22 protein-coding genes are annotated in these 24,843 nt (G+C 53.8%); 3 read left to right on the top strand and 19 right to left on the bottom strand.

Annotated elements, in window-relative coordinates; genetic code table 11:
• Positions 1-70: 70 nt before the first annotated feature.
• Positions 71-2,941: a YhgE/Pip domain-containing protein gene (locus NYE69_RS05380; protein ID WP_340924857.1), complete on the top strand. Its 2,871-nt coding sequence runs from the start codon at positions 71-73 to the stop codon at positions 2,939-2,941.
• A gap of 422 nt (positions 2,942-3,363) precedes the next feature.
• Here the strand turns inward: NYE69_RS05380 and NYE69_RS05375 are convergent, their stop codons facing one another.
• The 18 genes from NYE69_RS05375 to NYE69_RS05290 form a co-directional block, all read right to left on the bottom strand.
• Positions 3,364-3,522, bottom strand: coding sequence for a hypothetical protein (locus tag NYE69_RS05375; protein ID WP_340924854.1), 159 nt, complete (start codon positions 3,520-3,522; stop codon positions 3,364-3,366).
• 273 nt (positions 3,523-3,795) lie between these two features.
• Complete coding sequence (locus NYE69_RS05370; protein ID WP_340924851.1) at positions 3,796-4,101, bottom strand: WXG100 family type VII secretion target; 306 nt, start codon at positions 4,099-4,101, stop codon at positions 3,796-3,798.
• A gap of 89 nt (positions 4,102-4,190) precedes the next feature.
• The gene (locus NYE69_RS05365) at positions 4,191-4,481 is read right to left on the bottom strand and encodes a WXG100 family type VII secretion target (protein ID WP_036626770.1); all 291 of its coding nucleotides are present in this window, start codon (positions 4,479-4,481) and stop codon (positions 4,191-4,193) included.
• Between the two features lie 8 nt (positions 4,482-4,489).
• Positions 4,490-8,617, bottom strand: a complete 4,128-nt coding sequence (gene essC, locus NYE69_RS05360; RefSeq protein WP_340924845.1) for a type VII secretion protein EssC — start codon at positions 8,615-8,617, stop codon at positions 4,490-4,492.
• Positions 8,610-9,446, bottom strand: a complete 837-nt coding sequence (locus tag NYE69_RS05355) for a DUF5050 domain-containing protein (RefSeq protein WP_340924840.1) — start codon at positions 9,444-9,446, stop codon at positions 8,610-8,612. The genes essC and NYE69_RS05355 overlap by 8 nt, the downstream gene beginning before the upstream one ends.
• A gap of 15 nt (positions 9,447-9,461) precedes the next feature.
• Positions 9,462-9,692 (bottom strand): EsaB/YukD family protein, encoded by a 231-nt coding sequence (locus NYE69_RS05350; RefSeq protein ID WP_326044171.1) that lies wholly within the window; start codon positions 9,690-9,692, stop codon positions 9,462-9,464.
• A 19-nt stretch (positions 9,693-9,711) separates the two neighbouring features.
• Complete coding sequence (locus NYE69_RS05345) at positions 9,712-10,215, bottom strand: hypothetical protein (protein ID WP_340924835.1); 504 nt, start codon at positions 10,213-10,215, stop codon at positions 9,712-9,714.
• Entirely contained in the window at positions 10,212-10,715 is a 504-nt protein-coding gene (locus NYE69_RS05340) for a hypothetical protein (RefSeq protein WP_328271554.1), read from the bottom strand. Before NYE69_RS05340 ends, NYE69_RS05345 begins: the two co-directional genes overlap by 4 nt.
• A 30-nt stretch (positions 10,716-10,745) precedes the next feature.
• Entirely contained in the window at positions 10,746-10,970 is a 225-nt protein-coding gene (locus NYE69_RS05335) for a hypothetical protein (protein WP_340924833.1), read from the bottom strand.
• 37 nt (positions 10,971-11,007) lie between these two features.
• Entirely contained in the window at positions 11,008-11,889 is an 882-nt protein-coding gene (locus NYE69_RS05330) for a hypothetical protein (protein WP_340924830.1), read from the bottom strand.
• Positions 11,886-12,869 carry a hypothetical protein gene (locus NYE69_RS05325; RefSeq protein ID WP_036626782.1) on the bottom strand — a complete coding sequence of 328 codons (984 nt, stop codon included), beginning with the start codon at positions 12,867-12,869 and terminating at the stop codon, positions 11,886-11,888. Before NYE69_RS05325 ends, NYE69_RS05330 begins: the two co-directional genes overlap by 4 nt.
• The gene (locus tag NYE69_RS05320) at positions 12,847-14,319 is read right to left on the bottom strand and encodes a CpaF family protein (protein ID WP_340924823.1); all 1,473 of its coding nucleotides are present in this window, start codon (positions 14,317-14,319) and stop codon (positions 12,847-12,849) included. The genes NYE69_RS05325 and NYE69_RS05320 overlap by 23 nt, the downstream gene beginning before the upstream one ends.
• 12 nt (positions 14,320-14,331) lie before the next feature.
• The gene (locus NYE69_RS05315; RefSeq protein WP_340924820.1) at positions 14,332-15,162 is read right to left on the bottom strand and encodes a hypothetical protein; all 831 of its coding nucleotides are present in this window, start codon (positions 15,160-15,162) and stop codon (positions 14,332-14,334) included.
• Positions 15,141-16,010: a hypothetical protein gene (locus NYE69_RS05310; protein WP_036626788.1), complete on the bottom strand. Its 870-nt coding sequence runs from the start codon at positions 16,008-16,010 to the stop codon at positions 15,141-15,143. Before NYE69_RS05310 ends, NYE69_RS05315 begins: the two co-directional genes overlap by 22 nt.
• Positions 16,011-16,016: 6 nt before the next feature.
• Positions 16,017-17,384, bottom strand: coding sequence for a hypothetical protein (locus tag NYE69_RS05305; RefSeq protein ID WP_340924815.1), 1,368 nt, complete (start codon positions 17,382-17,384; stop codon positions 16,017-16,019).
• Between the two features lie 227 nt (positions 17,385-17,611).
• Positions 17,612-20,386: a hypothetical protein gene (locus NYE69_RS05300; RefSeq protein ID WP_340924812.1), complete on the bottom strand. Its 2,775-nt coding sequence runs from the start codon at positions 20,384-20,386 to the stop codon at positions 17,612-17,614.
• 16 nt (positions 20,387-20,402) lie between these two features.
• Complete coding sequence (locus NYE69_RS05295) at positions 20,403-21,254, bottom strand: copper amine oxidase N-terminal domain-containing protein (protein ID WP_340924810.1); 852 nt, start codon at positions 21,252-21,254, stop codon at positions 20,403-20,405.
• Positions 21,255-21,964: 710 nt separating this feature from the next.
• Positions 21,965-22,321 carry a winged helix-turn-helix transcriptional regulator gene (locus tag NYE69_RS05290; protein WP_068786320.1) on the bottom strand — a complete coding sequence of 119 codons (357 nt, stop codon included), beginning with the start codon at positions 22,319-22,321 and terminating at the stop codon, positions 21,965-21,967.
• Positions 22,322-22,515: 194 nt separating this feature from the next.
• Between NYE69_RS05290 and hxlA the strand changes: the two genes are divergently transcribed.
• Positions 22,516-23,148 (top strand): 3-hexulose-6-phosphate synthase, encoded by a 633-nt coding sequence (hxlA, locus tag NYE69_RS05285; protein WP_340924803.1) that lies wholly within the window; start codon positions 22,516-22,518, stop codon positions 23,146-23,148.
• Positions 23,149-23,155: 7 nt separating this feature from the next.
• Positions 23,156-23,713: a 6-phospho-3-hexuloisomerase gene (gene hxlB, locus NYE69_RS05280; protein ID WP_340924800.1), complete on the top strand. Its 558-nt coding sequence runs from the start codon at positions 23,156-23,158 to the stop codon at positions 23,711-23,713.
• A 306-nt stretch (positions 23,714-24,019) separates the two neighbouring features.
• Here hxlB and NYE69_RS05275 read toward each other — a convergent pair whose 3' ends face one another.
• Positions 24,020-24,319 (bottom strand): hypothetical protein, encoded by a 300-nt coding sequence (locus tag NYE69_RS05275; RefSeq protein ID WP_340924797.1) that lies wholly within the window; start codon positions 24,317-24,319, stop codon positions 24,020-24,022.
• Between the last annotated feature and the right edge of the window lie 524 nt (positions 24,320-24,843).

Genomic DNA, 24,843 nt, shown 5'->3' with positions numbered 1-24,843 from the left:
AAGTCCGGCGTATAATACAAAATGAACATTTTAGTCATTTAGTCATTTTTCGATAAAGGAAGTATGCCTGATGAAAAAATATCGAAGCCTCATAACGTGGTGGAAAAAAAGCATCGATAGTTTGCGCCGGTTCCAGGCTTCGATGGCGAGCCTGGCGGCAAGCGCAGGCCGGGGAATCGGGCGCGCCCTCCGCTATTGCGGCGTTAAAACCCGCCTTGGCCTTCAGCGAAGCCGGCAATTTCTCGCCCGCCAGGGCGGCTACCTGAAGACGGAAACCTTGAATACCGTCAAAAACCGGGAGGTCATCGTACCCGTTCTCGGTTTGCTGCTGATTCCGCTGCTGTATAGCGGCGTTTACCTGATCGCCAACTGGGACCCGTACGGCAGAGTATCCAATCTTCCGGTCGCCGTCGTCAATTTGGATAAGCCCGTTAAATTTCAGGGCAAAACGATTGATATCGGGAACCGTTTGGTCGACAATTTGCAGCATAACGACAGCGTGGATTTTCAGTTCGTTTCCAAGGAAAAAGCCGAGCAGGGTCTAAAAAACTACGACTATTACCTGCTGATTGAAATTCCGCCGGGCACGTCGCAGGCCGCGACCACGATCCTTGACCCGAAGCCGCAGAAAATGGAGCTGGTGTACAAGGAAAACAGCGCCTACAATTTTTTGTCCGCTTCGATTTCCGATAAAGTCGTGGAAAAAATCCAGAAGGAAGTTTCGGCGGAAGTGACCGAAACGTTCACGGAGGAAATGTTCGAAGCCTTGACCCAAGTGTCCGATGGACTGCGCGACGCCAGCGACGGCGCGGGCAAGTTGGAATCGGGCCTGAAGCAGCTCGGCGACGGCATTTCCGAGTTTAAAAAGCAAGTAAACGGCAAAATCGACGCGGCGATGGGCTCCGCCGATCAGCGGCTCGATTCGGTCATCGACGAATACGGCGACAAGCTGCACGAGCGGATCAACGAAGAGATCGACAAGGAAATCGCCGCAAACAAGGACCCGATCGATACGCGCCTGCACGAGGAAGTGAACAAGGCGATCGCGGACAATGCCGGTACCGTGAAGCAGCGCATGCATGACGAAATCGACGCCGCGGTCCAAAACAACGCCGAATCGGTGCGCAGCGTGCTGCATGAGCAAATCGACAAGGCCTTTGCCGAATACGGCGGCGACGTCCGCGCACGGATGCACAAGGAGATCGATTCGGCGGTGGACGAATATTCGGAGCAAATCCGCGGCAAGCTGCACAGCGAAGCGAATGGGCTAATCGACGAGTACAGCGGTAAAACCCGCAGCCGGATTCATTCGGAAATCGACAAGGCGATCGACGAATACAGTGACGCCGTCAAGACGTATATTATCGCCAGCGTGGACGATGAAATCAATCAGCAGATCGATCAAATCGTGTCGGACGCCAAGGCAAAAGCGAAACAGCTCGACGATACGTTTGCCCGGGTGCTGAAAGAACTGGAGCCGGTGATCGATCAATTGCCTGCCGACAAGCAGGAGCAAATCCGGGCCCGGCTGGCCGAACTGGAGGAAGCGAAGCAGCAAATCGTCGATTGGATGGATTCGCAGCTGCCCGGTCTGAAGCAGAAGCTGAACGATCGCGTCAACCAAATCATCGGCAAGCGGTTTGACGAAAAACTGCCGCAAATTACGGATAAAATCCACAGCGTCGTCGACGATAAATTCGATGAACTGCTGCCGCAGCTGGAGCTAAAGATGAACAACCTCATCGACGACAAATACGCCGAGCTGCTGCCGCAAATCGTCAGCCGCATCCATTCGGCCGCGGACACCAAGTTGGATGAGTTGGAGCCGAAGGTACAAAGCGAGCTCCATGCCAAGGCGGATGAAAAATTCGACGAGCTGCAGCCGAAGCTGCGGGAGAAGCTCCATGAGGCGGCCGAAGATAAGTTTAACGCGCTGCTGCCGGAAGTGACGAACCGCTTGCACCAGGTCGCGGAAGACAAATATCAAGCATTGCTGCCGGAGCTGCAGCAGCACTTGCACGAAGCCGCGGACGAGAAGTTCGATGAGGCCAAGGGCAAGGTTTCCGAGCTGTCCCATGACAAGCTGGACGAAGTCAAAGGCATCGCCACGGATGCTCAAGGCACGCTGAACGACGCGTTTGACCAGCTGCTGGACGGGCAGCAGCAATTGCTCGACGGCGAACAGCTGCTGAAAGACGAGCTGCGCAAAGGCGCGGAAAAAGCGACGCTGGACCCGAGCGACCAGACGTACAACATGTTTGCCCAGCCCGTGGAAAGCAGCCAGGTCAGCAACCATGACGTGGAATATTACGGAGAAGGGATGGCCCCTTACTTCCTGGCGCTTGGCCTGTTTGTCGGCGCGTTGATGTTCTCGTTGTTTTACCCGCTCAAAAAGACGACGATCGTTCCGCCGAACGGCCCGGTCTGGTTCCTTGGCAAATTCGGGTTCATGCTGGCGGAAAGCCTGCTGCAAACGATCATTCTCGTAGCTTTTGTGCTGTATGGTCTCAAACTGGAGGTTACGAGTGTGCCGGTATTTTTTACGGTGGCCTTGTTCTCAAGCATCACCTTTTACGCCATCATCCAGTTTCTGTCCAGCCTGTTCGGCAATGTCGGGCGGTTTATGATCGTCATCATGCTGGTGCTGCAGCTGTCCGCATCGGCCGGGACGTTCCCGATCGAGCTGACGCCGGAGTTCTTCCAGCAAATCCACCCGTATTTGCCGATGACGTATTCGGTCAGAGCTTTCCGGGCCGTTATCTCCAGCGGCGACTACGTCTTCATGTGGTCCAGCTTAGACCGCCTGACCTGGTTCCTGACCGCAAGCTTGACCGGCAGCCTGCTGTACTTCACGTTGGCGCATTACCTGAAGACCCGCAAAGCCGCGAAAGCGCAACGTAAGACCAATGCGCAGCTGCCGTTGGAATCCTTGAGCAAGTAAATAAGCAGACGTCCAGAGCGGCGTCTGCTTTTATTTTGTTGAGAAATCTGCCTGATCCTCCGGTCCTTCAAAAAATAGCGGACTTATATGTGCTTATTTTCCGGAGCGGCCTCTGATCATCGCCAATAAGGGATTTTTTTGTACTTATTTTCCCATGAACGGCGCAAAAGGCGGTCACTCCCTAACGATTCGAAGAAATAGCGGAATAAAATGCCTCTATTATCATCAAAATGTGGGGTGCCGCTGAAATAACGACATTTTTTGCCGCTAACTCTGGCGGGCTCAGGCATCTAAGATCACCAAGTTTATCTAAGATTACTGAGTTTATCTAATATCACTAAGTTTATCTAAAATTTCTAACTTTAAAAATTTACAGTTTTATCTATGGTTACTAAATTTATCTAGGCCTATCTAAAGGTTACCTAAGGGGTCTCTATATGCTCCAGCTCAATGGTCACGCAGCCCCAGCTTTGCTCCAGCACACTGCCGACATCGTCCAGCACGGCGTCCAAAGAGCCGGTTATTTTCTTCTCATTTAATCTATGCGCCTGCAAAAAAACGCCGTACGCCGTACAGCCCATAATCCAACGACAGCCCGTCCTTTGCGGCTATTCCGAAAAAAGCGCTCTCACACCATGGGGAGAATCGTCCTTGCCGTTTTGTAAAACCAGCTTGCAAATTGGGAATAATCGCTTTGCGCGGCGATCACCGCACGTCCCTGCTCGTCAATAATTTTCCCGGACCCGACCTATTCGCATACCAACAAGCAATCTTTATCCGTCAAAATGGCTTCACTACACTCCCCACTAGACTAAAGATTAGAGCGGGGAGGAACATTGGGCAGAGCTCCAGCTCTATCTCGCCGCTTTTCGCTGCCGCTCCAGCAGCTCTTTTCTCCGCCTCTCCTCATCGGCGTTCCGAACCTCGGACGAGAGCCGGTCAAGAGCGGACTTCATGTTTTCCATTTCCGCGCACAGGCGCTCCATCGCCCGTTTGGCCTGCTGGTTGTAATCCTCGGCAAAAGCTTTGCCCGCCTGCCCCTTCCACCAAGTATCGATGCCGCCAAGCGTGCTCGAAAACCTGCGCTCCGCATTTTTCAGATCCATCGCCTCAGTGTGCACTTTTCTGGACGCGCTGCTGATTTCCCCCGGCGAAACCATATAACTCTCCCCCCTTAATTGATCCGTCATAGGCGAAAAGGCGTGAAGAACAGCTTGGGTTATCATGCTGCTCTTCACGCCTGCTTCGATTATTTACGTAGTGCGCTCGCAATGTCTCTTTCGCTTTGTTCCTTAATATCAGCGATTTTGTTCAGGTTGTTGCTGATGTTCGTTACGCATTCCACCAGCTTATCCAGACTTGGTTTGAGTTGGTTGAATTCATCCACAAAAGCTTTTGCGGAGTCCCCTTGCCACCAGCCTTCCACCGATTTGATCTCCCGGTCGAGCTGATTGATCAGATCGCGGGCATTATTCCCTTTGTTCAGGATGGACTTGGATACGCTGCGCGCCTGTTCGGGGCTAAACGTCAAATTTGCCATTTATTATCTCACCTCCTTTCAAGCACAAGCTCCGGCTTGCTCTCGTAAACACCGGTACGCAGGCCGGTAAATTTGTTCTTCACGATAAAATAACCGTCTCCCGGCTCGAACTCCTTCTCCTGGGCGCCGTATGGGAGTCTGGCGTTAAACAGGCTTTGCTCCTTCAAGCTGCCGAGCAGCAGTCCGCACTGCTCTTCGCGGATTGCTTTGCCCAGGCCGTCCCAGTTGTTCGCCAGCTCGCCGGTCAAATCGGCGGCCAGGACAGCGGCTTTCAGGCCGCGTTCCTGCTTCACGATCCGCTCCAGCAGCTCCTTCAGCGAATATTGGTCGCCCTCCGTCAGCTCGCTGAGCTTGTCGAAGACGAACACGAGCTGCTTCCAGGAGCGGACCAGCGTCTCAGGATCCCCCCCGGCTCTTCGCGTCTCCAGCAGCTTGGAGCGGCGCGCGTCAAGCTCTTCCTTGACGCCGTCCACGAACGAATACATGTCTTCGATCTGCGCCAGATCGGTCACATATGGTTCGTTCATGATCGAGTACAGCCCCATCGCGCCGGAATCCAGCGCGTATACGGCGAGCCCTTCCTCGCCCAGGTTCGCGGCGAGCGCGCGGATCCAGGAGACGAGCTGCGTGCTTTTGCCGCTCAGCGGATCCCCGGCGATCATCAGCACCGGCGTCGCCGTCAGATCGACGAGCACCGGCTGGAGATCCTGGTCGCCAAGGCCGATGGCGATCCGGCTGCCGCCGGCGCCGCGGTTGATTTCGGCCATGTCGATGCGGGCCGGCATGACCGGGATCGGCGTTGCCGGGCGGACCGTCCCGCTGCGGACAAGGACGGCGTAGCGCTCCAGCGTCTGCTCCAGATCGGCCGCTTTGTACTCCGGCACGGCGGTCTGGAACTCCAGCGGCGGCTTCCCCCGCACCAGCGCGCGGCCGGCCAGCTTGGCCGGTTCGAGCCCTTCGGTGCGGCCGACGATGCCGTCGTATTCCCCCTTGTCCGTCAGCTGCAGCGTCACCGCCATTTTGAAATTGACGGCGAATTTGTAGCGGACAAGCGAAGCATTGGTGGCGGAAACGGCCATGTAAATGCCGTATTTTGCCCCTTCCCGGGCCAGCATCACCATCTTCTCGTCGACCGACTCATACGTTTCCGACAAGGCGAAATAGTTGTCGATGACGAGCACGATCGCCGGCAGCGAAACGGGGGAACTGGTGGCACTTGAGCCGGCGGAACTTGAGCCGATGGCACTTAAGCCGGCGGCACTCGAGCTGGCGGCACTTAAGCCAGCGGAACTTGTCCCGGTGGCACTTGTCCCGGCGGCAACCGCTCCGGCAATGTTCAATCCGCCGGCGCCTGTCCCGCCGCCGCCCTGGCCGCCTCTTTCGCGGGTGCCCGCGGCGTTCAGGCGGTAATCGTTGAACCCGTCGCTCCGGGTGTCCTCGAACAGCTTCTTCCGCTCCTCGATGGTCCGGAACACAAACAGCATGAATTGCTGGATAAGCGATTCCTGCTCCAGCGTCATCACGCCGCCGCAATGCGGAAGCTGCTCCAGCGCCCGGAACGAAGAGCCGCCGAAATCCATCACGTAGAGATGAACGTCCTCCGGCGAATATTTATGCGCCAGGGACAGGCACAGCGTTTTCAGCAGATACGTTTTTCCCGTACCGGGAGCGCCGTACACAAACAGATTGCCGTCTTGGGCGAAATCGATGTGCAGCGGCTCCTGGCGCTGGCCCCGCGGATCGTCCAGCAGGCCGATCGGCACGCTGAGCAGATCGCCGCTTGAGGCCCAACGGCCGAGGTCCGCCCGGAAGCCTTCCTCAGGACCGTAAATATCGTCCAGATAAACGGTATCCGGCAGCGGCGGCAGCCACGGCCCTTTGAGCGGCTCGATTCCGTTCGCGCCGGACACCGCGATGATATGATCGACCATCGCCTTCAGTTGGGTCGGCATTTCCTTTTTGGCAATTTTCTCTTCTTCACGCGGATAAATCTGCTCCGCCCGGCCATGCAGCGATACTTCGTAAATGCGCTTGGCCCGGTTTTCCCGTTTGAGCAATTCGCCCTCCGGGTCATAATCCGCGCCGGAATACGCCGACTGGAACAGCTCGAAAATTTCGTCGTGCCCGACCTGGATATACGCCCGGCCCGGCTCCTTGATCATCGCCGCGTCCGGGCGCTTGATCACGTCTTTGCTGTCCGTCTCGTCCTGCACCTTGAGACAAATCTTGAACTTGGAGTTGCTCCAGATCTGATCGTCGACAACGCCGGCCGGTTTTTGCGTGGCCAAAATCAGATGCACGCCAAGGCTTCGGCCGACCCGGGCCGCACTGACCAGCTCCTTCATGAAATCGGGCTGATCCTGCTTCAGCTCGGCGAACTCGTCGGCGATCATGATCAGGTGCGGTATCGCCGGCATGCTCGCCTGCTCGGAGCGGCTCCGGCTGTAGTACAGCTTCTGATACCGGTCGATGTTGTTGACCCCATATTCCGAGAACACGCGCTGCCTGCGCATCAATTCGCTTTTGATCGACAGCAGCGCCCGCGTCGTCTCGTTCCCGCCGAGGTTGGTGATCGTCCCGACGAGATGGGGCATCCCTTTGAAAACGTCGGCCATCCCGCCGCCTTTATAGTCGATCAGCACGAACACAACGTCATGCGGATGATAGTTCAGCGCCAGCGAGATGATGATGCTTTGCAAAAGTTCGCTTTTCCCCGAGCCGGTCGTGCCGGCGACAAGCCCGTGCGGGCCGTGTCCGGTTTCGTGCATGTCCAGGTAAAACAGGTTCCCCCCGGCTTTGACGCCGATCGGCACGCTCATCCCCTTAAACGGCTTGTTGCGAATCCAGCGCGAGGCCACGTCGACTTCGCCCGCCGCTCTCGCGCCAAGCAGCTCGAGCAGCGTCAGCGAGACGGGCAGCGAAAACTGGGCGGCCGTGTTTTTGATGCGCAGCGGCGCCAGCTTCCGGGCAGCCTGGTCCAACTGGGCGAAGTCGGCCTTGTCGGGAAGGAACGTGGATTTCTCCCCGGTTTCCCGATCCGCCAGCTCCCCGGTTTTGCCCTGCAGCAGCACGACCTGACGGCAGTTCATCGGCAGGTAGGCCGCGCCCTGGGCGATAAACACCGACGACACGCCCAATGAAGCGCATTTGTTGTATAAATACTTATGGATCGGTTCGTTTTCAAGCAAGCCGGGATCCTGAACGATAAATACGTAATGCGGAAGCATCGCCCCGCCTACCGTTTTCAGCTCGCGATCCTTGAGGACTTGGTACAGCTCGCCAAGCACCTGGTGCGCGATCGCCGGCCCGCACAGCAGGTACCGCGAATCGAAGCCGCCGGACCAGACGTGCGGCAAAGGCTTAAGCCAGCTCCAGCGGTCCAGCGTCTCCTCGGAGGCGAGCACGACAACCCGCACGTCGTCATATCCGTGATGAGTCACCAGCTGCAGCACCAGCTTGGTCACCAAGTCCAAAGCCAACTCTTCTTCGCCGGCGATACCGCATATTTCCGCCTTCATCAGATTGACGGAAACCGGCACGTCGGGCACGCGTTCGAACTCCAGCGCCAACCGCTGCGGCTCCATCAGGAGCGGATCGCTCTCCAGAATAATCGCCTGCTTCGTGTACTGGATCCGCCGCGCCGCCGGCACGCTGCCTACGCCGAGGCGCAGGGACAGAAAATCCGGATACGACGGCGTCCGTTCCCACAGCCGGCGGTCGAGCTGCTGAATGCGCTCCAGGCAGGCGGCCGGCTCCGGATTCAGCTCGTTCATCGCCTTGATCTGCTGCTCGCGGGCCAGCGTCAGCTCGCTCCGGCAGTCGGCAATGAACTGCAGGTACTTTTTCTCCCGTTCCTTCTTCTTGTTTTTGTATTTGCGGATCTGCGCCGTGGCGCTCGTGAGCGACACGATCAGCGTCATGACCGTCATGGCGATCGACAGCATCATAAACATCGATTGCGATGTGAGCGCCAGCAGGCCCGTGATCACCAGCATGACGGCCGGCGGCGCCAGCAGCGTAAACCAGGAAATTTCCGGCTTCTCATAGGCGTGCGGCGGCCCCGGAATCTCCAGCTCCCCGCCCGGCATTTCCGGCAGGAACCGGGGCTGGCGGTTAAACAAATGGTTTTCATTCATCATATTGGCCTCGCGAATTCGTTATGACTTTGGCAGCCTGTCCGCCCGACAAAAACATCTTGTGCCATTCGAAGCGGCTGCTGAAATACATTTCCCCGCCGATCACGTGCAGATGATCCGCGCTGTCGCCGCAAATCCGGATTTTGCTCCCCAATTCCAAATCGATACGGTAGATCGTATCGGCATGCATCCGGTTGCTGCAGTACAGGTAACGCCCATCCGTGCACAAGCTGCCGGGGACAAGATCGTCATACGCCCGCGCACTCCCCGTACGCAGGTCGAACACGGTCAGCAGGCGCCGGTTTTTCTTGTCGGCGTAAACCAGCTTCTCCCCAAGCAGAAACAGCCCGGCGGCGGCCGCGTCGGACACGATCTCCCGCTCGCTGCCGTCGGCGCGGCAGGTCCGAATCCCCAGACCCGTCGCGTAATAAATTTCGTCCCCGTCCATGGCAAAAGCCTCGACCGCCTCGTCGGCAATCCGGCTCTCTTCCCGTCCGTCCATCCGGAGGCGGTACAGCTTCCGGTCCTCTTCGTTGATATAGTAAAGCCAATCTCCCTGGCGGATCAGCCCCCCGCAAGGGGCCTGCGACACCGGCTCCACGGCCCCCGTCCGGGGATCAATCCGGCAGAGCCGATGGCCGCGCTGCTGGTCGCTTGCGTATATGCCGTCATCGGCCGGGTTCATAAACCAAAAAACGCCGTCCAGCAGCTTCGTTTCCCCGCTTGCGGGATCGAGCCAAAACGTGCCGGAGTAATGGCAAATGTCCGTCAGCAGCAGCTTGCCTCCTGCCGCGAGCACAAGCCCGCTGCCGCCAAAATGATCGCCCATCGATACTCCCCCTTTCTACACCAGCGTCAGCAGCGCCCCGGCCGCCACGCCTTCCTCCTCCAGCGTCCGGACCGGGTCCAGAATACGCCCGAGCGGCTCGGCCTGCAAACGATGCCCCGGCGAAACCGCAAGTCCGTAAGCGTCCGCCAGCATCTCCAGCAGCTCCGCCGAGGTCACGAACGGCGGAACCCACAGCTCCTTGCGGAGATGGGGCGCCTGAAAGGTTACCAGCATTATTTCATCCATCCGAAGCCCTTCCTCCCCGTCAGTTTGTGATCGTCAGCACCAACACCCGTTCCTCTTTGAGCTGGTAATCGACATCCTCCCCGGCCGCCGCCGCCAGCTTCAAGTATTTGGTCTTGAATTTATAATCGGAAACGGCCTCCAGCGTGACCTTGGTCACGACTTGCTCGCGCTCCGGGTCGGTCTCCTCGTCGAAATCGAGCTTAACGGTAAAATCGTTGTACTTGCCGTCGTTGGATCTAAACTCCAGTTCCGTGTTGCTTGCCCCCGGATTTTTTCGGGTGACGTTCATCGCCGCTTCAAACGCATCGGAGAAATACTCCGCAAATTTATCCTCGTTCACCTTCGCATCCAAATTCCGCTGGAATTCATATTCCAGGCTGCGGTCCCTGGCGGAGCGGGCCGAGTTGGACAGCGCCGTGCCAAGGATGATGTTTTCCCGGCCCAAATTGAGCAGTTCTACCAGCGGTTCGAGCAAAATCGAAGCGAGGATCACGACGAGCACGCCGATCGCTATGTTTTTCATGGCTCATCGCCCCACTGATCGAGGTATTCGTAATATTCCAGGTCCTTGTAATGCTTCAGTCCCGTCGCCGTCAGCGAAAACGAAACCGGAATTTCCCGCTCGTATTTTTTGCCCCAAAGCTCGATGCTGAGCGGATACACCGCCTCGATCGTCACTTTGACCGGCTTTCCCCGCTGGCGGTAAGGTTTTTCGTATTCCGTTAGGTCCTCGTAATAGGACGCATCGTCGTTGCCGATAGCATCATCACCGTCCGCGTTCACGGCGAGAATCTCAACGTCCTCGGCTTTCAGCCTGTAAATCGGGCGTTCCCGCAGCCGCTCCAGCGCATCGTCATAGTACGTTTGCTTCAAATAATTGTCGCTCGCCGCCACCTGGGACACGTTAAACGTCTCGATCACCAGCGTCATGTACCAGGGAAAAAAGTAGATCAGGTTCGTGAACAGCAGGATGCAGACGGTAACCAGTATGGATACGAGGATCGACTTGGCAAAAGCTCGCATGTCAGTTCTCCTGTCTGTCCGAAATTGAGATTATGCCGAGGCTCCCGTCATTTCATTGATCAGCCTCATAAAGAAATCCCATGTATCGTTCACCCAATTGGGCAGGTTTCCTCTAACGATGCCGACGATTATTCCGATGATAATGATGACAGCCACGGTAGCAGCAATCTGCTTTATGCCGAATTCCCCGGCCTCATCCTCCCAAAACGCACGGATTCCTTTCTTTGGACTCGCTTGTTTTTCCACCTGTTTCATCGTGACAACCTCCCCTTAACTCCTCATTTTTAGATGTTTATTGAAACATTTGAATGGAATCCATGATCGTAAACAGATAGTAGATGCCGATATACAACGCGAGAATCCCGATCAGCACGAACTGAATCCGGCCGTTGGTCCGCTCCCGCCGCTCCAGCTCCTCCTCCAAAAAACGAATCCGGAAGCTGTCGATTTCGTTTTTGAGATACACCATCTGCGAAATGTTGTCATACCCCTTTAGCCGGGTTTCCATCAAATCGCAAAACTTGATGATATAGTGAATCGGCACCCGCCGCTTTAGCTGCTTCAGCGCGAATTCCTCGCCGTATTCGATATTGTCCAGCATCACCCCAAGCTCCTCGGCCATGTCGGCGTTGGCGTTCGGCAGGTAATCGCGGATCACGTCGGCCAAATAGATGTTGATCGACTTCGAATACTGGTAGTACACCATGCTGTAAAACCCCGGGAAATCGCGGGCGATGTTGCGGTTTTTGCGCTCGATTTTTTTCTCCATCTCCGACACCGGGTACAGCCAGCCCAAAATGATAAAGATCGCCGCCACGCAGCCGAGCAGCCGGTTGGCGCTCAGGACGACCGCGGTCACCAGCACCGCGCCGCCGGTGTACAAAATCTGCTCGAGCCGCAGTTCCTCCGGCGTCATCGCCAGATCGAGCCTGTCCAGCATTTTTTTGAACCGCAGCCGCTCCGCGCCGCCTAGCAGGGGCCTGACGTATTTTACCGCGGCGTTTTTCTTCCATGTCCGCAGCTTCTCCCGGAACCGGGCGTGTTTGCGCTCCTTCAAATACTTGCGGTTGCGCTTCTTCTGCTTGGCCTGCACCGGCTTGAAAATCGGGTAAGCGAACACCTTGACCAGGTAAATGATCGACACCAGCGCGGCCAGCTTCGCCAAAAGCGTCATTTCAGCTCACCGCCAATCCCCAGATCCCCCTGCAAAGTCTGCGTCCGGGCAAAGCTGAGGCAGATGATGCTGATCATCACCGTATTGATGACCTTTCCGTAGCTGGCGTAGAGCATAAATTCGCGAAAGTCTTTGACGGACAAGGCATATATGAAAAACAACACGATAATCGCGGTTTTCAGCAGAAAATCCCGGTTCATCTTGCGGAAAATCCGGTCCTTGCGCGCGTTGATCTCCCGCAGCACCGCGTTTTCGTCCACGATGTCGAGGAAGATGTCGGCCATCCCTTTGCGCTCGTTGTATTCGAACACGATGGCTTTTTTCGTGAAGTTGTCGAATTTCGGACCAAGCTGCCGGTTCAGCACGGTGATCGCCTGCTTGAAGGAATAGCCGTTGTTTTCACAGTTGTCGATAAACTGCTGAAAGTAGGGCCGGATGCTCGGGCGGATGTATTCGTCGCTTTCCATCACTTTTTTGATTGCGACCAGCACCCCTTCCCGGGCGAGCGGGCAGATGATGTCCTCGGCATCCATGATGCTCTCCAGCTTCTCCGCCTTGATCGCCTTCGACTGCATGGTGAAATACGTGAGCAGGCCAACGAATATGGCGATCGTAATAACGACCGACAAGGTGACGTTCTCCATAAAAAGAATGATCACCAGCACCATGACGGCAAACGCGATGCACAAAAGGGAGGTGAAGCTTTCGAGCGTCAGCGGCAAGTTGAAGTCGAGAATAAGCCCTTCCACCAGCCGGTTGTATTTGGCGTAGATGTTCTCCTTCCGCTTAACGATCCGCTCTTTTTTGATCCGCTCCACATAACGTTTGGTGTTGTACCTGCCGAGGTATTCCGCCAGCGTATCCAGCATCCCGAGGAAAAAACGCCCCGTGCCTTCAAAAAAACGCACCTCAAACACGGCGTTGAATACGATGAAAGCGGCGATGCCGAGCAGCAGGCTAATGGCTGAAATCGTATCCATTGGGCGCATACTCCTCTATTTCGTCGTCTTCCGGCGGCCGGGTCAAAAACGCGAACCGGCTGCGCTTGATCCCGGCTTTGATCATCGTCTGCTGCACCTTTTCCGACAGCTGTCCCACGCGCTTGTGCTTGCCGACGATTTTCAGCACCCGGTGCGTACCCTCTTCTTCCAGCACGTCCTCGGAAATAAATTTGTAGATCGGGTTCACGATCGGCTCCAGCCCTTCGGAGCCCAGCACCTCCGAGATCGAGGTCACCTTCCGGGTACCGTCGGCCAGCTTTTCCTGAAAAATAATAAACTTGACCGCGCTGCAGATGTTCCGCAAAGCCAGCTCCGCCGGCTCGTTGGAGGCCATCAGGTAGGCGGTCAGGAAGCGGTAAATCGCTTCCCGGTCCCCTTCCGCGTGCAGCGTCGTGAAGAAGAAGTGCCCCGTCTGCGCCGCCCGCAGCGCGGTGGCGAATTCCCCCGGCGTCCGCAGCTCGCCCGGGCCGATCCAGTGCGGCGACTGGCGCATCGCATTGATCAGCAGGTTCTCCATCGTCGCCGGGCTGGCATCGTCCTCGTCGGGAACGGATTCGTACTGCAGCACGTCGTTGATGACCCGGCCGTGCTCGCCGCCGCCTTCCCGGCGCAGCAGCCGCATTTCGGAAGGATTTTCGATCGTAATGATCCGCGACAGCGGGTTGATCTCCTTGACCAGAATCTCGTTCAGGGTCGTCTTCCCGCTCCCCGTCGGGCCGACGGTAATCCAGGACAAATCGGCCTTCGGCAGCAGGGACAGCAGCTTGAACATATTGACCGAAAACGACTCGTTTTTGATCATCGTTTCCGGGGTGATGCTCTTCTTGCTGAATTTCCGGATCACCACGGCCGGCATGTCGTACGGCGAAATGTCCGCATGGGTGGCGTTTACCCGGTACCCTTCGATCGTCCGGGCGTTGACCATCGGCACCTTCGGGGTCAGCCGGACCTTAGAGACGCCAAGCAGCTTGGAAATGATCCGCTCCAGATGCTCGCGGTCGATAAAGTGCGGCTCCCAGGGCAACGTTTTTCCGCCGGTTTCGACAAAAATCTGCTCCGGTCCGTTGATGCGGATCTCGTCGATCGCCGGATCTTCCATCGCCTTCGTGATCGGGCCGTAATGGGTGATTTCGTCGGTCAGCGCGTGCTTCAGCGCGGCAAGCTCGTAATACCCTTCCACGACCGGCTTTTGCGAATCGACGAATTCGTTGATGAAGGCTTTGGTCATTTCCCGCTTGCGGGCCGGGTCGGTTTCCCGCCGGAAGGCGTGGGTGGCGACCTTCGTGATGTATTTCTGGCAAAGCTCCAGCGCCTCTTCGAATTGAATGGTCGTATATTTGTTTTTCAATTCTTCCAAATCTTCTTTTTTGCCGCCGCTCTGCTGCGACACTTTTTGCTGCATTTCGCTGATTTTGGCGCGCGTAAGCATCCTTCCACCCCCTTACTGCTTGCCCAGAATATCCGCGAGCCGCTTCAATTCCTTCATGAAGTACTTGTTCACCAGGGCGCTGTCCCTGACGTACAGCTTGCCTTCGAGCGACGCGGCATAAGCGGCTTTCACCAGCGGCATCGCCGCGGCGATGTTAAAGCCGTATTCGCGCAGGCCCTTGTAATCGTATTTGAGATCCTGCATGTTCATCAGGATGACACTTGTGAATTTGGCGGTGCTGATCCCGACCGAAGCCGCGAAATCGAGCAGCCGGACCATGTTGCTCAAGGCCTCAACCCGTTCGGACGCGGTGAAAAAGCCGATATGCGAGCTTTTCATCGCTCCAAGGCACAGCTCAAGCGGCGGATTGTTCGGGATGTCGAGCAGAATAATGTCGAACATCCCTTTCAAGGTGCCGATCACCCGCTCCAAATGCTCGAATTCGAAATCGAGATACTCCTCGATCAGATCATGGGGACTGGGGGCCAGCAGGTACAGCCGCTCATATTTCGTGCTTGTCATTTCCTCGCGAAAATCGACCTTGTCGCTTTTTAAGACCCGCAGCAATCCTCTCCCCTGCTTGGGCGGCTCCACGTCCAGGTAATGAAACAGGTTCGGCTGAAAAGCTTTTAAGTCGACGATGCACGTATTCAGCCCCTTCTGCGCCAGCAAATATCCCAAATTGCTGATCAGGATCGCGTTGTCGGCGAGATCGCAGGCCGGAATGAAGCCGATGACGCTGTAGATGAGCTTGCTCTCCTGGAGCTCCGCCCCGCCAAGGTAGTCCTTCGGCGAAATTTTTTGCAAAATCCGGTCAAGCTTTAGTTCTTCTCTTTGATCCATGACTCCACCTCATTTTGCAGCGTCGGCAGCTGATCCAGGATCACATCGCTGTTTTTGCGGCTTAGGATCGTGATGAGGTATTTCTTCCCGTCATAGCCGTTATATTTGGCAAAGTTGTCGATCTGCTCCTTGGAGCCCTCTAGCAAAAGCGCCCGCGGCTGGATGCTTTTCATGAAGTCCTCGCTTTTCATCACTTCCTGCCGTTTGTCCTCGCTTAGCTTGAGCACCTCTTTATACACTTCATAAATCGAGTGGCTGTTCGCATTGAGCATATCCTTCACCGTGATTTGATCGAATAGCACCTCGGTCTTGATCGCCGTGCTCGTTCCCCCAAAATTGGGATTGCCGGAGGACGTGCTTTCCTCCTTCTCATAGGAGACGCGGATTCTGACGGTGTCCCCCGGCATCAGGATGTCGCCGCCGGCTTCCAGGAAGTTGTAGGGCAGGGTCAACACTTCGTGCTTCTCATCGAGCTGGTACAGCCATTCGTTTTTGAGCGGTTTTTCTTCCCGCAGCTGGTCTTTATACAAAATGCCGCCGTCCCGCAAGTAATACTCCGCGTATTTGCCCGCCACCGCTTCCAGATCCGCCGCCAGTACCATATCCTCGGTATATTCCTTGCGGATGAGGGCGTATTTGCGGACCATCTTCTCGGTGATCACCTGATCGGCCGGAATGCCGCCGTCGTGATCGACGCGGAGAATTTCCACCGTGTCCTTGGCCGCCTCGTTGGCGTTGTTGAGCACGATGAACGAGACGATGATCACGGTAACGCTGACGGCCAGGGCCATGATTTTTTTGAAAATTTTGCGGTTCGGCGAAACGCTTTTGATCGTCGTTAAATCCATCGAGTGTTACGCACCTTCCATCAGTCTTAGAAGCATATTGCCGAAAGCTTGCTCGTACTCCGGCGCGAGATTCGTCAAGGCGATCTCCGTCTCGATCTGGGAGTCGAAGCCGTTATTGTACGGGACATGTCCCGCGAGGTTCATTTCGTAACGAAAACACTCGCTAAGTCCGCTGGCCAGCACTTCGCCCACGCGCTCCGGCGCAAACAAAGCGTCCTGGAACCGCGAGCGGTCGTTGTATTTGGTCACGATCACCTTCGACTTGGCGTTGAGATAGGCCGCCTTCTCCGCGTCCAGCACGACCTCGACGTTGCGGATCGTACTGAGCACCGCGTGCAGGTTGTTCGGAACGCACAATCCAAAAATATCGATGTGAATCATCGTTTCCCGGAACTCCCGGAACAAGTCAAGCGGCATATCAAGCAAGACCAGGTTAAACTTCGTCCTTAGCAAAGAGAGCAGGCCTACCAGCTTGTCGCTGGTGTAGAACTGGTCCATCAGCCTGCGGTCCTGGAACGAATAACCGAGCGCGGTCAGCCATAAATTGTCTTTGATGCTGCAAGCCGTCGTCATGTAATCCTGGGGCCGGGCGAGCGTGCGGATCAGGGAGGCGCTCATTTCGTCGTATTTATTGCTTTGTTCGTGGAATCTGCCGAAGTACATGTTCATGCTCCGGTACTCCGCGTCCATGTCGATGATCATCGTGCTCAGCCCGCGTTTGCTGGCTTCATGCGCCAGGTTCACCACGGTGCTGGTCAGTCCGCTGCCGCGGTGTCCGGTAACGGCCACGACCCGGCTCATGCCCCGGCTGATCCCCGCCATCCGTTTCGTCAGAGGATCGGTGGCCTCGGGCTGCGCTTCGCCTTTTTCGGCTTTGGCGCGGAAGCGGCTGAAGAAGGATCTTTTCTTCTCCGGCTTTGCCTCCTCCACAGGCGTGTCCACGGGAGCGCGCTGCGGTTTGGGGGACCGTCCGTGTCGCCCCGCAGCCAGCTCATCCAACACGGAACGGATCAGGCCGAGCGGGATTCGCGGTTCGTCGCAAACGACGATCCGCAGGCCGGCGTACTTCTGCAGGAGCGGCTCCAGTTGCTGGAACCTGAGCGGGTTCCTGGTGAGCCATAAGACCGGAACCTCCGCCCCGCGGCGGTCGCTGAACCAGTTCAAGGCCGCGTTAAGATGGACCAGATCCGGTTCCTGACTCCCTGAAAACGCCTCGTCGGTCAACAGTACGCCATCCACTGCCGGGTTGTTCTCCTGAAGATAGCCAGGCAAATCCTGCAGCGTCAGCGCATCGGCCGGGACAGCTTCAAGCCTGTCCGGCAAATAACCCGACACGATTCGATAAAATCCGCCGGAAACGATGAGAATTACCATAGATTAGTAATATTTTCCTCCCTTGTTTGTCGCTATTTTAGCAACAGCATGGTTTACATACAATACCTAATATGGTCCCCACAGCCTCTTTATGGACTTTTTTCCTATAAAAAAGAGTCTGAAGGCATTAAAGGAAAGCCGCGGGCGCCTTTCGATTGATATAGGTATCCGGAAGGAAGGAATTGGGGGCCGGACATGCCGGCCTCCCTTCCTTTGTCCCATTTCCGTCAGTCGTTCAAATCGTCAAACATGGACCCTACGATCGTGACCTCGATGTTATCGAGCACATCGACGCCCCGCAAAGTACCGAGCTTTTTGTAGGTATGGCCGCCCCCGGAGAGCGGCGCGTCGTCGATCCAAGCTTTGACGTAATACTTGCCGTTTTGCATGTTAGCGTGAGTATAGACCGGAATATTGTCCGGGTTGATTTCGATCGTGACGGTCGTTGTTTCGGTAATTTCGTACATCTTTGGTTGTTTGTCAGCAACGTACTCCCGATACTGGTAGTTGTCCTTGCTGCCTTGCGTATTGGACTCTTTGTAACCTTCGAGCACCCGTTTCCAGTATTGATGCGTTTTGCTTTCGTCCTGATCCTGGGAGTAATAGATTGGCTCAACCACTTTTCTGTATCGCGACTCGTCGTCTTCCCGGTCCAGCACGTTCAGCAGCACTTTGCCATCCACGCCTTTGGGCTGCTCGGCCGTCAGAATTCCGGCTTCCGCTCTGAACCCTCCGCCCTTGGAGGCCAATGGCTCGTTTGCGATATTGACCGCGTCCTTCTTGCTGTTGATATAAATCAGGTTCGTTTCGTAACGGAACGAATCGATCAACGCTTTAACCAGGTCCTTGTGATCCTGCGTATCGTTATCCGACTGTTTGTACATGACGGTTTTAACCGTAAACGTGTACTTTCCGGCCGGGTTGAAATAGTACCCGGATTTGATCGGATACGCGTATTTTTGCAGCTGCCGGTCGGTGGCGAATACCGCCTTGTCGTACAGCGATTTTCTGTTCGTTTTATTGCCGGCCGCTTCCCGGGCCTTCTGGTATTCCTGCGCCATCGTGCTTTCGCTTTTCCAGGTGATGTCCCCGCTGGCCTGCTGGGTGAACGTGCGCCGGAACCGGCCGGGGACGGCCGTCCAGTCGTACGGTTGACCGTTCTCGTCGAGGTGCTTCATCCAGCGGATGACGTCATACTCATAGGGTTCGTTTTCCCAGAACATCTTTTTGGTTTTGGAGTCCGAAGTATTGTTCTCGATCTCGTTCTTGTACGTATGTTTTCCAAGTTCCTTAGTCCCGTTGTAGACGTAGACGTCGTAGATCTCTCTGTCCTCGCCGGAGTCGAAATTGGCATGAGCCGTTTCCCTTCTGATCTCGGTGCGGCATACGCCATTACTGCAGACTACAACCTGATATTCATAGTCCCTTTTGACGGAACCTTCATAGGACACCGTCCCGCTTCTGCGGATCGGCACTTTAGGATTACTGTGAGGCGACCACTTGCGGTTTACCGGATCGTCCCCGAAATCCTCGCGTTTAATGGTGGCGTGAACAATCGGATTCCGCGAAATCCATGCACTTGGTTCATCGACCAATGGATTACCCTCAACTTTGAAATCGCGAAACAAATCCTTCGTATCGTTGTTCACCTTAAGTTCACCCGTCGCATTGCTAACCCAGTTAGCGTCCGGCCGCGGCAACGTCAAGGCGGCGGCAATCGGATTCCCGTTGTTTAATGGAAACTTCACTTTGGTGGACAGCACGTCGTAATTCAGCGGTATCGGCTTCAATAGTTTTATTGCCAGCGGGTTGGAATCGAGCACATTGTTGCCCAGGATCGTTTCTTTGGGCATTTTCCCATCTTCATTGACCTTAAACTGAATGCGGACGTCGCTGTCCGGCATCGTAAAGGTGGCGTAAAGAACAACGCCCGTTCGATTCTTGATTTCGAAAGCGCCGGATTCCTGATTGGCATGACCGGAAAACGACAGGTTGTCGTCCTGTGCGGTCAGCTTTGTTCCGTTTTTCTGCGTCAAAGTCCACGAATAGTTGGTCGTTACCGGATCGGCGAAGGTAGAATTCACCCTTACAGCCACCTGGACTTGTTCGCCCTTGGCCGCTTCATGCGGCAATTTCTCAAACGATGCCGACAAATCGGACTCCAACAAAGCGTAAGGGGCGATCGGGATGTCCAAATACGTCACGCCGATAGTGCTGTCCATATAGACGGTACCAAACCCCCAAGAAAACATGGTCGGGGGCTGCAAGACATGGACATAATCGATCCAGTTGCCGCCCTTACTCGGTTTGGCGCCCTCTTTATATACGTTTACTTTTGCATAATTAGAGTCTTTATTGTCGTACATAAATTCGGAGTAAGGTATTCCCCTGTACTCCGTATTTAGTCCTTGAATGATCAGTTGTTCAAAAGTTCCGTCGCTAAGATATTTGTTGGCGGGGTCTTTGTATTTGTCAAAGCGATTTGGCCGAATCCCATACTTTTCCGTAACCCTCGTTTTATTCCAAGGTTCAGGAATTAAATCAAAATCCTGAATTTGGGTCCCGCTCCAACCAGCATCCCAAGGAAAATCGTCGGAAGAAACGGATTGCCCGTTTACGCTGAACCCGCTGTACCGAACGACCAGTCTGCCTTTATGGACCAATTTGTCTCCATGATCCGCACCGTAAACCATTTGAAACGTGTTGTTTTTTCGTGCTTCTCTTTCAGTTTGTACCGGCGGCGGATTCAATCTTTTTTCGATCAAATCCTTTCGTAACTTGAGCGTCTGTCCGTCCTTCGGTATACTCTCGGGAAAGTAATTATCGAGGCCATAGTACTCCTTCATATCCCGATTAATTCTTTGAATCGCTTCCTCAACCGTCGTCGGTCGCGTATTCTCCGCTTCCGTGTTATCCGCAGCTTGAGCAGGCGGAAAGGGAAACGTTGCCGTCAGAAGTATTAAAACTAATATCAAACCAAACCATTTCACGCTTTTTTTCATATTCGATACCCGCTTTTTATTCAACTATATAATTCTTGGTTTCGTAGACTTGTACCGCAATCGGATCGGAGGTATTCGACCCGACCGAAATGACATAATTGCTGTCTTTGAACACCTTACCCTCAAGTTCTTCTCTCCAATTGGTTTTCTTTTGAATGTGCTGCATAATGGCTTCAACGGTTTTTTTATCCACCTTCTGCAAGAGAATTTCTTCCACTTCCTTGACCTGCATTTTATAATCGGCCCCCCTCATCTCCGGGAACGATATTAATAATGACAATACAGGCGTTTCCGGCTCATTTGTTCCCTTATCTATAAAAAGTTGAGATCCCGTATTATGCTTCACGATAAAGCCGTGCATGTTTTCTTCCACGACCTTGTTGCCGCCCGGCTCCTTCTCATCCTTTGGATCGAACGCGGTATCGCTGATGTACACCGTACGCACCGCGCCATCCCACTTGGTATAGGCGCCCAGCCCTTCGCTGACAAAGCGGATCGGCACGAACGTTCGGCCATTGATCCGGCGCGCAGCCGTGTCCATCTGTTTGGCTTCCCCGTTAACGTTATACACTGTCTGGCCGATCACCAAAGTGATTTCGTTGTTTTCCAGCCGGATCGTCACCGTTTTGCTCTCCGGAGCCCACTTTACATCGGCCCCTAACGCCTCGCTGACAAAACGGACCGGGACCTGCACCCGTTGCGCCTTATCCATAAACGGCTTCGCATCCGGAAAGTCGAGAAGCTTCCCCTGATATTCCACACGAAGCGGTAATTCCACCGCCGCCGAAGCCGCGCCCGGCACCCATGCCAGCGCAGAAATAAAACATGCCAATACCCCTATCGTTTTTTTCATATTGCTGAATTTCATTTTGCATAACCCTCCTAAAGCTTAAAATACGTGTATAACCGCGCTAAATTTATTCCTTGCATCCTAAGGGGCATGACTATAATACCAACATATTCCAGCTACCTGAGCTACCAAAATTATACACGGCAAAAAATACCTCCGGTGAGGGCTGGAAGTCTTGATTTATTGGTGCCTTTGCGCTAGTTCTGGAGAAATTCACTAAGCCCTAAGACTTAAAAATGCGAATATTTATGCAAAATGAAATTTTTTGACATGTTTCTAATTAAGAAAAACGCCTGACGGCGTCCTTTAATGGCTCTGACTTCTACTTTGGAGCGATTAGTGGCTCTCCCTAAACTTTGGACGCCGCTCTAACGGACACCAGCGACCTTATCCGCCCATTTCCCGGGTATTTCCCGACCTAACGGACACACACGACCCTATTTCGCTCTAAACCCGTTCATCCAGACCGATTTGTAGTAAATAACGTCATCTGTGTCCGTTACAATCTGCAAACCTCCGTTTTTTCGCAAATAACGGCTCTGGTGTCCCTTAGCCCCAGGTCCCTCTTCTTCTCCCCTCTCTACCGGCGCATCGCCCTCTACCATGCCCGAAATTTTATAAATTCTGGCGTGTAAATAAAAGCCGCCCCGAAAGCAGCTTCGCATAAAACAAATTGCCTTCGGGACGGCCCGGAATGGTTTATTAAATTTTGGCGGCAAGGATTGCGTTTACTCCGCAATAACCTCCTGATTTTTCAATACATTGATTTTATAATTCATGCCCCATTCATACATGGACTCCAAGATCGGCATCAGGCTTTGACCGTGTTCGGTGAGCGTATATTCCACTTTGGGCGGAACTACGGGATACACCTCGCGATGGACGATGAGATCCTCCTCCAGCTCCCGCAGCTGATTGACGAGCATGCGCTGGGTAATTCCGGGAATGAGGGAACGGAGCTCGTTGAACCGTTTGGTTCCCTCCTTGCCAAGATGCCACATGATGAGCATTTTCCACTTCCCGCCAATGATATGCAGGGTCAGCTCCTTTTCGCAGTTAAACGTTCTTTCATCAAATCTTCCCACGTTATCTCACCTCCAATCCCATCCTACCACAAAAAGGGGAGTACAGTATACTTTAGGACAATAGGTGCTAATCAAGTACATATAGGCATTTTCAAGTAACTATATGTTTTTAAAGTGCGTACTTACATCGTTTGCAGTTCACGGTTATGATGGGCTTACGTTCACCACATTCTAAATCATCGGGAGTGATAATCATGGAATTGCAGTTGGCGCTTGATCTTGTCAACATCCCTGAAGCTAAACAAATTGTCGCCGAGGTGCAGGAGCATATCGATATTGTGGAAATCGGAACCCCCGTGGTCATTAACGAAGGTCTCCGCGCGGTCAAAGAAATCAAGGAACAGTTTCCGTCATTAAAAGTGCTGGCCGATTTGAAAGTAATGGATGCAGGGGCATACGAAGTGATGAAAGCTGCGGAAGCCGGCGCGGATATCGTAACCATTCTGGGGGCGACGGACGACGCCACGATTCGAGGCGCTGTGGAAGAGGCCAAAAAACATAACACGAAAATATTGGTGGATATGATCAACGTAAAAGATATCGAAACCCGGGCCCGGGAAATCGACGCATTGGGCGTGGACTACATCTGCGTTCATACCGGTTACGATTTGCAGGCGGAAGGCCAAAGTCCGTTTGAGCAATTGCGGATCATCAAGAACGTCGTGAAAAACTCTAAAACGGCGGTGGCCGGGGGAATCAAGCTGGGTACCTTGCCCGACGTAGTCAAGGCGAAGCCCGATCTTGTTATCGTCGGCGGAGGCATTACCGGACAAGCCGACAAAAAAGCCGTGGCCGCAGAAATGCAAAGATTGGTCGCTCAAGGGTAATAAGCGGATGGATACGGTGCAATACGCCGCTAAAATTATCGAAGAGCTGCAGCATTCCGTCTCTTTTATTCAGGAAGCCGAAGCCGATCGGTTGGCGGACCGGCTGCTCCAGGCCGATAAAGTGTTTGTGGCCGGCGCGGGACGTTCCGGGTTCATGGCCAAATCGTTTGCCATGCGGCTGATGCAAATGGGCCTTAACGCCTACGTCGTCGGTGAAACGGTGACCCCCAGCATCGGCAAGGGCGACTTGCTTGTCATCGGTTCCGGCTCCGGAGAGACGAAAGCGCTGGTCAGCATGGCGCAAAAAGCGAAAACGCTGGATGCCGGGGTAGCGCTCGTCACCATATTCCCCGAATCCGCCATCGGGAAATCGGCCGACGTGATCGTACGCCTGCCCGGTTCTCCGAAGGACAAGGAGCTAAGCCGTTACAATACGATTCAGCCCATGGCTTCCTTGTTCGAACAAACGTTGTTGATTTTTTATGACGCGATCATTCTGAAATGCATGGAACGCAAAGGAATCACGGGCAGCGAGATGTACGGCAGGCATGCAAATTTGGAATAGCGCGTAGACCTGGAATAACACTAAACTTGGACTACACTAAACTTGGACTACACTAAACCTGAACTACACTAAACTTGGACTACACTAAACCTGAACTACACTAAGCCTGGACTAATAAGCCTGGAGTATCGCCGCAAAGCAGGCTGGACCTTTGGACGGCCTGCTTCTTTGCTTTACACTTTGTAGTTCATTTGGCATGGCATCAATAGCGCAACACAACTTTGCCATATCTTGCTTTTATTATGATTCAAGTGTCATAGGACTGCCTGAACCAGAGTTTCCATATTCGTGACTAAAGTCGTGATTTTACGAAAACTCGTTATCAAACCTTCTCCCCTCATCTATCAAAGCGGTTATATGTATCCCATCCATCAGCCCCTGCCTATACATGATCGAATAAACTTTGGAAATTCTTTCATTTTGCAGTTCCTCGTATTGATACAACTTGGATTGCTTGTCCTTAGGCAAACATTGAAGCATTTCATTGAATAACAATTGCAGTCTCTTTGATTTAGCACGATACTCATCCTGGATCGACACGCCATTCCCAATTTCATCAGTCCGCAGCTCTATCAGCTCATTCAAATAACTTCTTATCGTTTCCATGGACCATCACGCCCCATCCCCAAGTGATGCCAATATTATAACAATGTGAATAAATTTTTTATACGATCACATTGACATCAAAGTGATGTCACCATACTCATATTGCGCTTAAAACAAGGGAATTTTGAAAAAAATATATTCATAGACAATAAAAATAAACTCAAATCGGCAAAGCAAATTGAACTCTTAGTTGAACAACATTTCAAAGATTATGAAACGAAACATGGAACATACTCTTTCCGTGAACCTGCTTAGCGGACTTCCTCGCTTACTTAAGTTTCGACCGACTGGCAAAAATGTGCTTGATTGGCTTTACGGCGACGATTAATTGCAATTTGCACAGCTAACTTTATACCCTCTACCCCGTCATTCATTTTAGTTGCATTTCATACAATAACATTCCTGTTTCTTTACCCTTCCTTCAAATAGAGCGGGGTAATTGCAGGATTTGTACTTAATCAAATAATGGTATTGTTATCACATACTTAATATATATGGTAAGATTAGGGAGTATTATTGGTGAA

This window comes from Paenibacillus sp. FSL R5-0527, assembly GCF_038008055.1.
In the GTDB taxonomy this organism is placed as follows: Bacteria; Bacillota; Bacilli; order Paenibacillales; family Paenibacillaceae; genus Fontibacillus; species Fontibacillus macerans.
This window is presented reverse-complemented; position numbering and strand designations above follow the sequence as displayed.